The 13,280-nt window shown below is 70.5% G+C and carries 11 protein-coding genes; 8 read left to right on the top strand and 3 right to left on the bottom strand.

Annotation, left to right across the window (positions count from 1 at the left end):
• The first annotated feature begins 146 nt into the window (after positions 1–146).
• The 5 genes from ACH4SP_RS39980 (at position 147) to ACH4SP_RS39960 (ending at position 7,449) form a co-directional block, all read left to right on the top strand.
• Positions 147–1,838 carry an ABC transporter family substrate-binding protein gene (locus tag ACH4SP_RS39980; protein WP_398422982.1) on the top strand — a complete coding sequence of 564 codons (1,692 nt, stop codon included), beginning with the start codon at positions 147–149 and terminating at the stop codon, positions 1,836–1,838.
• Between the two features lie 653 nt (positions 1,839–2,491).
• On the top strand, positions 2,492–3,934 hold the full coding sequence (locus tag ACH4SP_RS39975; protein WP_398422980.1) for a GuaB1 family IMP dehydrogenase-related protein: 1,443 nt from the start codon (positions 2,492–2,494) through the stop codon (positions 3,932–3,934).
• A gap of 181 nt (positions 3,935–4,115) precedes the next feature.
• On the top strand, positions 4,116–4,772 hold the full coding sequence (locus ACH4SP_RS39970; RefSeq protein WP_398422978.1) for a response regulator: 657 nt from the start codon (positions 4,116–4,118) through the stop codon (positions 4,770–4,772).
• Positions 4,773–4,894: 122 nt separating this feature from the next.
• On the top strand, positions 4,895–6,436 hold the full coding sequence (locus ACH4SP_RS39965) for a sensor histidine kinase (RefSeq protein ID WP_398422976.1): 1,542 nt from the start codon (positions 4,895–4,897) through the stop codon (positions 6,434–6,436).
• 140 nt (positions 6,437–6,576) lie between these two features.
• On the top strand, positions 6,577–7,449 hold the full coding sequence (locus ACH4SP_RS39960) for a SigB/SigF/SigG family RNA polymerase sigma factor (RefSeq protein ID WP_398422974.1): 873 nt from the start codon (positions 6,577–6,579) through the stop codon (positions 7,447–7,449).
• A gap of 155 nt (positions 7,450–7,604) precedes the next feature.
• On the opposite strand, the gene ACH4SP_RS39955 is transcribed toward ACH4SP_RS39960, so the two are convergent.
• Both ACH4SP_RS39955 and ACH4SP_RS39950 read right to left on the bottom strand, forming a co-directional pair.
• Positions 7,605–7,988: an ATP-binding protein gene (locus ACH4SP_RS39955; protein ID WP_398422972.1), complete on the bottom strand. Its 384-nt coding sequence runs from the start codon at positions 7,986–7,988 to the stop codon at positions 7,605–7,607.
• An 84-nt stretch (positions 7,989–8,072) separates the two neighbouring features.
• Positions 8,073–9,050: a GDSL-type esterase/lipase family protein gene (locus tag ACH4SP_RS39950; RefSeq protein WP_398422970.1), complete on the bottom strand. Its 978-nt coding sequence runs from the start codon at positions 9,048–9,050 to the stop codon at positions 8,073–8,075.
• 382 nt (positions 9,051–9,432) lie between these two features.
• Here ACH4SP_RS39950 and ACH4SP_RS39945 point away from each other — a divergent pair, with 382 nt between their 5' ends.
• Together ACH4SP_RS39945 and ACH4SP_RS39940 are read left to right on the top strand one after the other, a co-directional pair.
• The gene (locus tag ACH4SP_RS39945; RefSeq protein WP_398422968.1) at positions 9,433–10,917 is read left to right on the top strand and encodes an amino acid permease; all 1,485 of its coding nucleotides are present in this window, start codon (positions 9,433–9,435) and stop codon (positions 10,915–10,917) included.
• Between the two features lie 18 nt (positions 10,918–10,935).
• Positions 10,936–11,391, top strand: a complete 456-nt coding sequence (locus tag ACH4SP_RS39940; protein ID WP_398422966.1) for an Lrp/AsnC family transcriptional regulator — start codon at positions 10,936–10,938, stop codon at positions 11,389–11,391.
• Between the two features lie 68 nt (positions 11,392–11,459).
• On the opposite strand, the gene ACH4SP_RS39935 is transcribed toward ACH4SP_RS39940, so the two are convergent.
• Positions 11,460–12,092 (bottom strand): Repetin, encoded by a 633-nt coding sequence (locus tag ACH4SP_RS39935; protein ID WP_398422965.1) that lies wholly within the window; start codon positions 12,090–12,092, stop codon positions 11,460–11,462.
• A gap of 346 nt (positions 12,093–12,438) precedes the next feature.
• On the opposite strand from ACH4SP_RS39935, the gene ACH4SP_RS39930 reads away from it, so the two are divergent.
• On the top strand, positions 12,439–13,266 hold the full coding sequence (locus ACH4SP_RS39930; RefSeq protein ID WP_398423150.1) for a carbon-nitrogen hydrolase family protein: 828 nt from the start codon (positions 12,439–12,441) through the stop codon (positions 13,264–13,266).
• Positions 13,267–13,280: the final 14 nt, after the last annotated feature.

The following is a 13,280-nucleotide window of genomic DNA, read 5'->3' as shown; positions in this document are numbered from 1 at the left end:
TCTCGATCAGGCAAAGATTCGCCGCGCAACGTTTTATTTGGCGAGATGAGGACCCTAATGTCGCGGATCAACAGCGATCGGGATCCGTCGGGCGAAGACGGCCGACGCGTCTCAGTCTGTGAGATTTAGCAACCAGGAGTCCCCACATGCGTACTTCCACCAGAACGGCCGCCTTCGTCGTGGCGAGCGTGACCGCGTCGCTGCTGCTGACGGCCTGTGGCTCGGACAAGTCCGAGAGCGAGCCGAAGAAGAAGGCCGTCGCGGAGCACGCCTCCGAGGTCAATCCGCAGCCCGCTTCCGCGCTGAAGCAGGGCGGCGAGCTGAAGATCCCGGTCCGCGAGTGGATCACGCAGTTCAACCCGAGCCACGTGGAAGGCTCGCAGGGAGACCGCAACACGATAGCCGACCCGATGATGCCGAGCGTCTGGCAGCAGGATGCCAAGGGCGTCATCACCCCGGACAAGGACTACGTCGAGTCCGTCAGTTCGGTGGACAAGGGCGGCAAGCAGGTCATCACGTACAAGCTCAACCCGAAGGCCAAGTGGTCGGACGGCACGCCGTTCAGCTACCGCGACTTCGAGGCGATGTGGAAGGCGCAGGGGCAGGGCAACGACAAGTTCCTGATCAGTGAGTCCACCGGCTACGAGGACATCGAGTCGGTGAAGGCCGGTGCGAACGACCAAGAGGTCGTCGTCACCATGAAGAAGTTCAGCTCCCAGTACCAGCTGATGTTCTGGGACCTGGTGCCGGCCAAGTACATCGACACGCCGGAGAAGTTCAACAAGGGCTGGGTCGAGAAGATCCCGGTCACGGCGGGCCCGTACAAGCTCGGCAAGATGGACAAGACCGCCCAGACGATCACCATGGTGCCGGACGCCAACTGGTGGGGCGAGAAGCCCAAGCTGGACAAGATCGTGATCCGGGTTCTCCAGCCCGACGCGCAGATCGATGCCTTCCTGAACAAGGAGCTCGACATCACGACGGCGTCCACCGCCGACTACTACAAGCGACTCAAGGGCGCCAAGGACACCGACTTCCGCATCGGTTCCCCTTGGGACGAGACCCACATGACCTTCGGTTCCGAGGGCGTCGTCTCGGACGTCAAGGTGCGTCAGGCCGTGCAGATGGCGGTCGACAACAAGGTCATGGCCGACATCGCGGGCAAGGGCCTGCCGGTCGAGTTCAAGACCCTGGGCAGCCACTTCTACATGCCGAACCAGGTGGGTTACCAGGACAACTCCGGCAAGTACGGCAAGGGTGACGTTGCCGCCGCCGGAAAGCTCCTGGACGAGGCCGGCTGGAAGTCCGGTGGCGAGGGCCAGATCCGCACCAAGGACGGCAAGAAGCTGGAGCTCAACTACGTCACGGGCGCCGGTGCCAGCGCTACGGTGAAGGCGCGCGACGCCGCCACCCAGTCGATGCTGAAGAAGGTCGGCATCGACATGAAGATCAACGAAGTCTCCCAGAACGACTACTTCAACAAGTACGTCAACAAGGGTGCCTTCGACATCACCGGCTTCCGTTTCACCAGCCGGAAGGCCCTCACCTCGGACGGCTTCGGCATCTACCGCGACCCGAAGGGCGGCCAGATCTTCCAGAACTACGGCAAGGTCGTCACCCCGGGTGGCGAGGCCAAGTTCCGCGAGGCGCTGGCGGCGAAGACGCCGGAGGAGGCCCGCAAGCTCCAGAACGAGGCCGACAAGCTGTTCTGGGACGCCGGTCACTCGCTGGAGATCTTCCAGACCCCGGCGATCATCGCCACCCCGAAGAAGCTCGCCAACTACGGCTCGCCGGGCCTCGCCTCGGTCGAGTGGGCCAAGGTCGGCTACATGAAGTAACCACCGGGTCCCGCACTCCGTGGCACCCCGCGCCCCGTCCCGCCTCCCCGGCGGGGCGGGGCGCACCCGTTTCCGGCCACGGGCCGTGCCGACCGCGGGCCCCGTCGCCGTGGTCGGCGGCCGGGCGTGGGTGGCAGGGCGCGGGCGGTGCCTGCCCGGGTCGGCTCCATGGATCAGCAGGGAGGGGGTCCCGGTCGGCGCGGACGGGCGGTCCTCGGGTCCTCCGCCAGCCGCGAGAACCCAGCCGTTGCCCGACACCGAGTCCGTCACGGGCGCGGCCCTCGCCGCAGGGCGCGGGGCGGCCTCGCCACGCCTCGCCGCCACGGGGCCCCGGGCACCGGACGGCCGCCGTCGCCCTCCGGTGCCCGGGGCCCCGTACCCGCCCGGTCGGCCGATGCCACCCCGGCGGCATTACGGGGGCATCCGCTTTACGGGGGCGCATCCGCTGTACGGGGGGGCACGTCCGCACCCCCGTGAACCCGTCCCGCAGCCCGCTCCAGCCCCCTTTGGAGCATCGCCCAGGGCCCGTGCACCCGGCCTGGAGGATCCCCCCAGGTCACAAATCCGGACAGTCGTGGGAGAATCAAGTACGTGCGTTTTCCCCCGGGCTGAAATGCCCCGGGGCCAACACCGAACGACTGGATGTTCCGCGCGTGCGTTTCCTCAACGATCTCAAGCCGCCGTACGACCTCACGTACGACGACGTCTTCATGGTGCCGAGCCGCTCCGCGGTCGGTTCCCGCCAGGGTGTGGACCTCTCCGCCCCCGACGGCACCGGCACCACGATCCCGCTGGTCGTCGCCAACATGACCGCCATCGCGGGCCGCCGCATGGCCGAGACGCTGGCCCGCCGCGGCGGCCTCGTCGTCATCCCGCAGGACATCCCGATCGAGGTCGTCACCGAGGTCGTGTCCTGGGTGAAGACCCGGCACCTCGTCCTCGACACGCCGATCGTGCTGGCCCCCACCCAGACCGTCGCCGACGCCCTCTCCCTGCTGCCCAAGCGGGCGCACAACGCGGGCGTCGTCGTCGACGCGGACCAGCGTCCGGTCGGTGTCGTCACCGACCAGGACCTGGCAGGGGTCGACCGCTTCACCCAGCTCTCCGAGGTCATGTCCAAGGACCTCGTACTGCTGGACGCGGACATCGACCCGCGCGAGGCGTTCAACAAGCTCGACGGCGCCAACCGCCGCTACGCCCCCGCCGTGGACAAGGACGGCCGCCTCGCCGGCATCCTGACCCGCAAGGGCGCCCTGCGCGCGACCCTCTACACCCCGGCCACCGACGCCAACGGCAAGCTGCGCATCGCCGCCGCCGTCGGCATCAACGGCGACGTCGCGGGCAAGGCCAAGCAGCTCCTCGACGCGGGCGTCGACACGCTCGTCGTCGACACCGCGCACGGCCACCAGGAGTCGATGATCGCCGCGGTCAAGGCCGTGCGCGCGCTCGACCCGCAGGTGCCGATCGTGGCGGGCAACATCGTCGCGGCGGAGGGTGTACGGGACCTGATCGAGGCCGGTGCCGACATCATCAAGGTCGGCGTGGGCCCCGGTGCCATGTGCACCACCCGCATGATGACCGGCGTCGGCCGGCCGCAGTTCTCCGCCGTGATGGAGTGCGCGGCCGAGGCCAAGAAGCACGGCAAGCACGTCTGGGCCGACGGCGGTGTCCGCCACCCGCGCGACGTGGCGATGGCGCTCGCCGCCGGTGCGTCCAACGTCATGATCGGGTCGTGGTTCGCCGGTACGTACGAGAGCCCCGGCGACCTCCAGCAGTCGGCGGACGGCCGCTGGTACAAGGAGTCCTTCGGCATGGCCTCCGCGCGCGCGGTCAAGAACCGGACGAGCGAGGAGTCCGCGTACGACCGGGCCCGCAAGGCGATCTTCGAGGAGGGCATCTCCACCTCGCGGATGTTCCTCGACCCTTCGCGTCCGGGCGTCGAGGACCTGATCGACTCGATCGTCGCGGGTGTGCGGTCGTCGTGCACGTACGCGGGTGCGGCTTCTCTTGAGGAGTTCGCGGAGAAGGCGATCGTCGGTGTGCAGAGCGCGGCTGGGTACGCGGAGGGGAAGCCGCTGCACGCCAGCTGGAGTTAAGGGCTGGGCGGTGCGGGGCGCGGGCGGCTTCCGCGGGTGCGTTGGTTGCCTGCGGGTGCTTCGTGGCTGGTCGCGCAGTTCCCCGCGCCCCTGAAGGGCCGGCCTGTCCCCCCTCGGGGGGACAGGCCGGCCCTTTGCGTTAGCCTGCGGCGGGAGTTGGGTCGGGGCGAGGGGGAGTTGCATGATCCGGGTACTGCTGGCGGACGACGAGGCGATGATCAGGGCCGGGGTGCGGGCCATCCTCTCCTCGGCGGACGACATCGAGATCGTCGCCGAGGGCGGCGACGGGCACGAGGCCGTCGAGCTCGCGCTGAAGCACCGGCCCGACGTGTGTCTGCTCGACATCCGGATGCCGCGGCTCGACGGACTGCGGGCGGCGGAAGAGCTGCGGCGGATGCTGCCGGAGACGGCGGTCATGATGCTGACGACGTTCTCCGAGGACGAGTACATCGCGAGCGCGCTCGGCTCGGGGGCGGCCGGGTTCGTCCTCAAGTCGGGGGACCCGCGCGAACTGATCGCCGGGGTCCAGGCGGTCGCCGAGGGCGGTGCTTACCTCTCGCCGAGCGTCGCGCGGCGCGTCATCACCCACCTGGGGACGGGGCAGTTGGGCAAGCGGGCCAGCGCCCGTGCCCGGGTGGAGGAACTCACCGGCCGGGAGCGCGACGTGCTCGCCCTGGTCGGGGCGGGCCTCTCCAACGCGGACATCGCCCGGCGGCTGCACGTCGTCGAGGGGACGGTGAAGGCGTACGTCAGCCAGATCCTGGCCCGGCTCGACTTCAAGAACCGGGTGCAGGCGGCGATCCTCGCGTACGAGGCGGGGCTCGTGCCGGAGGAGTAGGAGTAGGAGTAGGAGTTGGGGTGGTGCCAGTCGCCAAGTGCGCCTGCCGGGCGGGTGGTTCACGGCCGCACTCATGACTTTCGTCAGCGGCGTCCGGCCGGAGGATCGGCCAAGCTGGTGTCATGAAGAGCAAGCGACTCGGCCGGTGGCTGTACGACCTCGGGCTCTGGCTGGTGCTCAGCGCGCCGCCCGTCCTGGAGGAGGCGAGCCGGCACGTGCCGGCCGTGCCGGCGGCGGCCGTCGGGGTTCCGCTGCTGGCCCTGGCCGTCGGGGCAGGGCGGCGGTGGCCGCTGGCGGTGCTCCTCGTGCCGCTGGCGCTGAATCTCGTACGGGACGTCGAACTGTTCACGCTGCCGTTCCTGCCCGCGCTGGTGGTCATGGCCTACCTCGCCGGGGTCCGGGCCCCGCAAGTGCGGCCCGCGGTGCGGTTCTTCGGGGCGGTGGCCCTGGCCGGACTGCCGGTGTGCGTGCTGGTGCGTGACCTGTGGGCCTGGCCCGCGCAACTGATCATGCTGCTGCTGTGCGTGGGACTGCCGTGGCTGCTCGGCCGCTGGCGCGGGCAGTACGCGGACCTGGTCAGCAGTGGGTGGCGGCTCGCCGACCGGATGGAGCGCGAGCAGCGGGCCGTCGCCGACCGCACCCGGATGCGCGAACGGGCCCGGATGGCGAGCGACATGCACGACTCCCTGGGGCACGACCTGACGCTGCTCGCCGTGCAGGCGGCGGCACTTCAGGTCGACCGCACCCTGGACGCCAGGCAGCAGGCCGCCGTCGGTGAACTGCGGGAGGCCGCCGCCGCGGCGACCGGACGGCTGCGGGAGATCATCGGCGTACTGCGCACCGACGACGAGGGCCAGGCGGCGGAAGGGGCGCCCGCCACCCCGGAGGCCCTCGTCGAGCGGGCGCGGGCCTCCGGCATCGACGTCGTACTGGAGGAGGAGCGGGGGGAGCAGGACGGGCTGCCGCCCCTGGCGGAGCACGCCGTGCACCGCGTCGTCCAGGAGTCCCTGACGAACGCGGCCAAGCACGCCCCCGGAGCGCGCATCCGGGTCGCGGTCGTCCGGGACGGCGACGTCCTGGCCGTCACCGTCGTCAACGGCCCCGCGGCCCAAGGCGTTTCGGCCCCGGGAGTGGCGTCAGGCTCCACCGGGCTGATCGGCCTCGACGAGCGGGTGCGGCTCGCGGGCGGCACCCTGCGCGCGGGACACGCGCCCGACGGGGGGTTCGAGGTCGTCGCCCGGCTCCCCGCCACCGCAGGAGCCGCGCCCCGGCCTGCCGCCGATCCGTATCCCACGGTGTCCGCACGGGAGTTGGCGCGGGCCAGGGAGCGGGTGCGGGGGAGACTCCGGCAGACCGTGCTGGCACCGCTCGCCGTACTGGCCGGGATCCTGCTGGTCATGGTCCCCGTCGCCCTGATCAGCTCCGGCTTCTCGGTACTGGACCGGCAGGAGTACGACCGCCTGGTGGTGGGCGGGGAGCGCGGCGCGGTGGAGGAGGTACTGCCCGCGTTCACCCGGGACGAAGCACCCGAAGGATCACCGGCCGAACCCCCGGGCGAGGACTGCGTCTACTACAGCACGCGGCTGATGTCGGACGACGCCTATCGGTTGTGCTTCTCCGGTGGGAGGCTGGCGTCGAAGGGCACCGTGGGCGGTTTGCGGTGAGTTGATGACGAGGTGAGAAGGGTATAAATCGCGGATGTGAAGGTGGTGTTGAAGAAATCGCAGTGCGTGAGCACGAATGGCAGGCAGGCCTCCGGGTACACGCGCCCTTGCGCTGATACACCGATGAAGGGGAGGACACCGTGTCCATGGCGACCGCAGTCCCGACCGGAACCACGCACGGAGTGACCGGGACCGCACCCGCGGACCTGGAACTTCCGTACGTGGAGAGTCCGGCGGAGGTAGCCCCGAAGGACGCCCGTGAGCTGTCGAGGCTCTTCTTCGCGCGGCTCGCCGTCCTTGAGGAGGGCACGCACCCGTACCAGTACGCCCGCAACACCCTGATCGAGCTCAACCTGGCGCTCGTGAAGTACGCGGCCACCCGCTTCCGCAACCGGTCCGACCAGATGGAGGACATCGTCCAGGTCGGCACGATCGGTCTGATCAAGGCCATCGACCGGTTCGAGCTGAGCCGCGAGGTCGAGTTCGCGACCTTCGCCATGCCGTGCATCGTCGGCGAGATCAAGCGGTTCTTCCGCGACACCAGCTGGTCGGTGCATGTGCCGCGCCGCCTGCAGGAGCTGCGGATAGACCTCGCGAAGGCGTCCGACGTGCTGTTCCAGCAGTTCGACCGCGCGCCCACCACCGCCGAGCTCGCCTGCTACCTGGACAGGGCGGAGGACGAGATCGTCGAGGGTCTGGTCGCTTCCAACGGCTACACCGCCGGCTCCATCGACATCCCCCTCGACGACGGTGCGGACCCCGGTGCGCAGACCCTCGCCGACCGCCTCGGCGACACCGACTCCGATCTGGAGATCGTGGAGAACGTCCAGGCGCTGAAGCCGCTCATCGACGAACTCGACGAGCGCGACAAGAAGATCCTGAGCATGCGGTACGGCGCGGAGATGACGCAGTCGCAGATCGGGGACGAACTGGGCGTGTCCCAGATGCAGGTGTCCCGGCTGCTGACCCGCATCACGAAGAGGCTGCGGGAGGGGCTCCTCACCCAGGAATGAGGAGGCTCCTCACCCGAATGAGGGGGATCCTCACCCAGGAGTGAGCGGGTCCGGCCGACGTACGTACGAAGGCCCGGCCGACCTCATCAGGAAGGCCGGGCCCTTCGTGCGTACGCGGGCGCACCGCCGTACGCACCCCGACGCAAGGTTCGGCGTCACCAGGTGCCCTCCGCCTGGCGCAGCCACGTCGCACGGACCCGTTTCCCGTCCGGCAGCGGGCGCACCTCCACCTGGCCCGCCAGCCGCTGCACCATGTGCCAGCCGAAGCCCCCGCCGCCGGAGAAGTCGGGCTTCCGGGGCACCGGCGGGTCCGGGCTGGAGTCGTCCAGCTCGACCACCAGCCGCCCCTGCCCGGCGCGCAGCCGCAGCCGCCACCACCCCGAGGTGTGCCGTACGGCGTTGGCGACGAGCTCACCGACCACCAGCAGCACCGCGTCGAAGTCGGCCCAGGGGCAGTGCTGGGCCAGAAACGCCGCAGCGGTCTCCCGCGCGGTCGCGCTGTCGCCTTGCGCTCCCTGCGGTGAATCCAGGACAACCACGGGCGGCTCCTCAGTCATCAACCGCTCGCATACCCCGAGTTGCGCCACTCATCCTGCACCCGAGTCCCGGGATGCCTCCGCCGGTTACGCGGGTGGGTGCCGGAGCAGTTTGTCCAGGGCCGTCGCCACCGCGTCCGCGAGCGCGGCGTGCCCCGCGTCGTTGGGGTGCAGTCCGTCCGCGAGGTGCTCGGGGCCGAGCAGGCCGTGCCCCGGCAGCAGTGCGAGCCGGGCGTCCCCGGCCGACATCTCCTCCCGTACGACGTCCTCCAGGGCCTCGCGCAGTCCGGCCAGCGTCGCCCCCAGGGCGTTCGGAGCGTGCTCGGCCTCGGGACGCAGCACCGGGGAGAGCACGAGCAGCGGGGTGTGCGGATGTCCCTGCCGTACGAGCGCGAGGAAGGCGCGCACCGTCTCGCGCAGCAGGGGAGCGGTGAACGGGGTCCGGCCCCAGCAGTTGGTGCCGAAGGCGAGGGTGACGGCGTCCGCGGGGAGGGTGGCGAGCTGCAGTGCGGTGGCCAGTTCGCCGCGCGCGGCACCCGCGTATCCGAGGTTCACGGTGTCCAGGCCGAGCAGCCGGCCGGCCGTGGCGGGCCAGGCGTGCGCGGGACGGGTCGACCACCAGCCCTCGGTGATCGAATCGCCGTGCACCAGCCAGCGCGGGCGCGGCCCGGCGGGCTCGATGCGCCCGCCCACGGTGCGTATGCCCAGGAAGCGCGGCGACTGCGTCTCCGGCGGGTAGACCGTGAACGGGCCCTGGAGCGGCGGGAGTTCGATCCGCACCACGGATTCGGCGGCCGGTTCCGCGAGCACCTCGGCCAGCCGGCGGCCGCCCTCCCAGAGGCCGAACGCGTGCGGGACGGTGCCCGCCACGGCGCGGTAGTGCAGCTCCACGGCGCCCGCCCCGAACGAGACGAACTCCAGCCGCACGCCGACCGGCACCTCCGCGCGCTCCGTGACGTCCCACGGCAGCCGGTCCAGGTCGCCCGGGTCCGCCCGCACGGGGAGCCCGTCCGTGTCGCGCCAGGCCACTCCGCGCAGAAAGAGCCCCGGGTCCAGCCAGGTCATCGGTGCCTCCCTCTCGGTGGTGCGGCGGACTCGGTTGTGCAGCAGTTGTGCAGTTGGTCCCCGACACCCTGCCCACTCCCGGCACGGGACATGAGCGGGATCTCCGCACGGCCGCCTCTACGTACCGGACAAAAGGGAAATCGAAAACTGGGGCGCAACGATCGGCCGTCAGGGGCCGTTGCGCGCAATGATCGTCCGCCGATGCGCAAGGTTGCTGCATTACGTGTGGGAACTTCTGCCTCATAGGCTTCACCGCTGTACGTGGAGTGGCGGGGATCGCCTGCTCGGCGGTCTCCCGGGCTTTCGGCTGCTTCGCCGTGCCTTTCGCAGGGATCGTCGCGGTCGTCCGCCGCCCGATGAGGCAGCAGAAGGAGCCACCCCCGTGTTGGACCAAGGCGCAGCGTCACCCGCCGTCCCCCCGCCGTCCCCAGGAGCCTCGAACGGTTCCCCGCTGTGGCGGCGCAAGCCGGTCGAGCGGCTGGTCAGTGAGAGTGGGCAGGGTGAGGGTGGCACGCTTCGGCGCACGCTCTCCATGTGGCAGCTGACGATGATCAGCATCGGTGCCACGCTCGGCACCGGCATCTTCGTGGTGCTCGGCACGGCCGTCCCCAAGGCCGGTCCCGCCGTCACGATCTCGTTCGTGATCGCCGGTCTCACGGCGCTCTTCTCGGCGCTCTCGTACGCCGAACTCGCGGGCAGCATCCCGGTTTCCGGGTCCTCCTACTCGTATGCGTACGCAACGATGGGTGAATTCATTGCCTGGATCTGCGGCTGGTGCCTGGTCCTGGAGTACGGCGTCTCGGTGGCGGCGGTGGCCGTCGGCTGGGGCGAGTACCTCAACGAATTCCTCGACGGGACGATTGGCGTCACCATCCCCGACGCCCTGTCCGCACCGCCCGGCGACGGCGGCGTCTTCAACCTCCCCGCGCTGATCGTCGTGCTCCTCGCGATGGTCTTCCTGCTCGGCGGGGCCAAGGAGTCGGCCCGCGCCAACACGATCATGGTCGCGATCAAGATCGGCGCGCTGCTGCTCTTCTGCGTGATCGGCTTCCTCGGGTTCAAGTCCGGCAACTACGCCGACTTCATGCCGTTGGGCATGGCGGGCGTCAGCGCCGCCGGCGCCTCGCTCTTCTTCTCCTACATCGGCTTCGACGCCGCCTCCACGGCCGGCGAGGAGGCGAAGAACCCGCAGCGCGACCTGCCGCGCGCGATCATGCTCTCGCTGATCATCGTCACCGCGCTGTACGTCCTGGTCGCGGCCGTCGCCGTCGGCGCGCGCAACTGGAAGGGCTTCGAGGGCTCGGAGGCCGCACTCGCCGGGATCATGAAGGACGTCACGGGCCAGGCCTTCTGGGGCACCCTCCTCGCCGCCGGCGCGGTCATCGCCATCGCGAGCGTCGTCCTGACCGTGCTGTACGGCCAGACCCGCGTGCTCTTCGCGATGTCCCGCGACGGCCTGGTCCCGAAGGTCTTCGCCAAGGTCAGCCCGAAGACCGGCACGCCGCGCGTCAACACGATCATCGTGTCCCTCTTCTGCGGCATCCTGGCCGCGGCGATCCCGCTCGGCAACCTCGTGGACGCCACCAGCATCGGCACACTCTTCGCGTTCGGCCTGGTCAACATCGCGGTGATCATCCTGCGGGTGAACCGCCCGGACATGAACCGCACCTTCCGCGTGCCGCTCGGCCCGGTCTTCCCGATCCTGGGCTTCGGCTTCTGCGTCTACAACATGTTCGGGCTCGGAACCGCGACCTGGGTGTATTTCGGAATCTGGATGGCCGTCGGTCTCGTGTTCTACTTCGGGTACGGCATTCGTCACTCGCAGCTGGCGAAGGGCGCGCCGGAGAAGGTTTCCGCAGACGCGTAGAAAAGTGAACGACCCGCAGTGCGACTGAACGATCTCGACGAGCGAATCGTCCATGCCCTGGCAGCGGACGCCCGCCGCTCCTATGCCGACATCGGCTCCCTGGTGGGCCTGTCCGCCCCGGCGGTGAAGCGCCGGGTCGACCGGCTGCGCGCGGAAGGCGCCATCACCGGGTTCACCGTACGGGTGGACCCGGCGGCGCTGGGCTGGGAGACCGAGGGATTCATCGAGATCTACTGCCGCCGGAACACCTCGCCCGAGGCGATCAACCGGGGCCTTGAGCGCTACCCGGAGATCGCGTCCGCCTCCACCGTCACCGGTGAGGCGGACGCGATCGTCCAGGTCTTCGCCTCCGACATGAGGCACTTCGAGCGGGTCCTTGAGCGGATCGCGGGGGAGCCGTTCGTGGAGCGCACGAAGTCGGTGCTGGTGCTCTCGCCGCTGCTGCGGCGGTTCTCTTCGGGGTCGCCGGCGTAGGGACGGAGCCCGAGGGCTCCGTCCCGTACCCCCCGTTCCTGCTCCCGATCCCCCGACGGGAGCAGGCGTTACGGCAATTCCAGCGGCAGTACCGCGAAATCGCCCGTCTTCGTGTCCACCTTCTCGAACGGCACCGAGCCCAGGCACTTGCGCAGCCCGCGCGGCTGCTCCTTGATCGTGCCGTCCAGCAGCCAGCTGTAGCCCAGCCGGTCGCCCTCGGGGCGGTCGTCGACGGTGATGCCGACCCGCTTGCCGCGCTGCCCCTCGATGTTGCTCTTCTCCACGGTGCCGCTGACGATCGCGACCTTGCCGCCCGTCACCAGGCAGTCCACCGCGACGTTCGCCCACTGGGCCTTCTCGGCCCCGGGGAAGCGGTGGCTGATGGTGAAGGTGCCCTTCGCCTCCTCGGGTCTGACGTCGGGTGCCAGGTGCGCGTCGAAGCTGAAGGTGATCTCGTGCCCCGGCCGGTCCAGGTTGGCCTTCCCGGTGAGGGCGGCGGCCTCGCGCGGTGTGCCGGGGTGCGCCGCCGCGGTCGTCGCAGGACCGGTCCGCGCGGTGCCCGCGGCGCCCGCCTCCGCCCCGGAAGCGGCCGCGCTGCCCGCCGCCCCGGCCGTGACCAGCAGGGCCGCGGCGACGGCCACGAGGCGGGTCCTGCGGGTGGTGGCGACACGGGAAGAGACGGTCCGGGTCGTGGTCGTCATGGCGAAGCCCTCCGTGGGAGTCCTGCGAGGTCAGGAGCGGTTCTCCCGACGACCACCACTCTTCCGCGGACCCCTGCGCCCCACATCGTCCCGGAGCACCCTCCCGTCTCCGCCGCCCGGCGGAGAGGCCCTCCACCGTGCGCCCGACGGGACGTGCCCCGCTGTGAGCGCGGGAGCGCCGTCCGCACACCCCTCGCCCCGTACGCAACGAATCGCCGCCGCACCCCCTGTCCGCGCAATGGATCAACGGTCGGTCCGCAACGCTCGTGCCTTGTCCCGGACGAACGCCGGACCGTACCGTCAATACGTCTCCCACCCCACCTTCCCCACCCGCCCGAGGTCCGCCATGCCGTCGTCCCCGCCCGCGCAGCCGCTGCGCATCGCCCTGCTCCAGAGCTCCGGGCGCCCCGGCTCCGTGGCCGCGAACCTCACGGTCCTCGACGAGGCGGCGGGCCGGGCCGCGGCCGCAGGGGCCGCACTGCTGGTCACGTCGGAGATGTTCCTGACCGGCTACGCCATCGGCGAGGGCGTCCACCGGCTCGCCGAGAGCGCCGACGGGGACGGAGCCGACGCGGTCGCCGACATCGCCGCCCGGCACGGCCTCGGCATCGTCTACGGCTACCCGGAGCGCGACGGCGCACAGGTCTTCAACTCCGTCCAGCTCATCGACGCCGCGGGCGCCCGGCTGGCCAACTACCGCAAGACCCACCTCTTCGGCGGCTTCGAGCAGGAGGCCTTCGTCCCCGGCCAACAGCCCGTCGTCCAGGCCGAGTTGGGTGGCCTGCGGGTCGGCCTGATGATCTGCTACGACGTGGAGTTCCCGGAGAACGTCCGCGCGCACGCCCTGGCCGGGACCGATCTGCTGCTGGTGCCGACCGCGCAGATGCACCCCTTCCAGTTCGTCGCCGAGTCCCTCGTCCCGGTGCGCGCCTTCGAGAGCCAGATGTACATCGCGTACGTCAACCGGACCGGCCCCGAGGGCGAGGGCGCGGACGCCTTCGAGTTCGTCGGGCTGAGCTGCCTCGCGAGCCCCGACGGAGCCACCCGGGTCCGCGGCGGACAGGGCGAGGAACTCCTCGTCGGCGAGGTGGACCCCGCCCTGCTGAGCGCCTCCAGGGAGACCAACCCGTATCTGCGCGACCGCCGCCCGGGGCTGTACGGCTCGCTGGCCTGACCGGCCCCGTCGTC

The sequence above is a fragment of the Streptomyces sp. NPDC021093 genome (assembly GCF_044333135.1).
In the GTDB taxonomy this organism is placed as follows: Bacteria; Actinomycetota; Actinomycetes; order Streptomycetales; family Streptomycetaceae; genus Streptomyces.
Note: the sequence above shows the minus strand (reverse complement) of the source record. Positions and strands in the feature narration are given on the sequence as shown.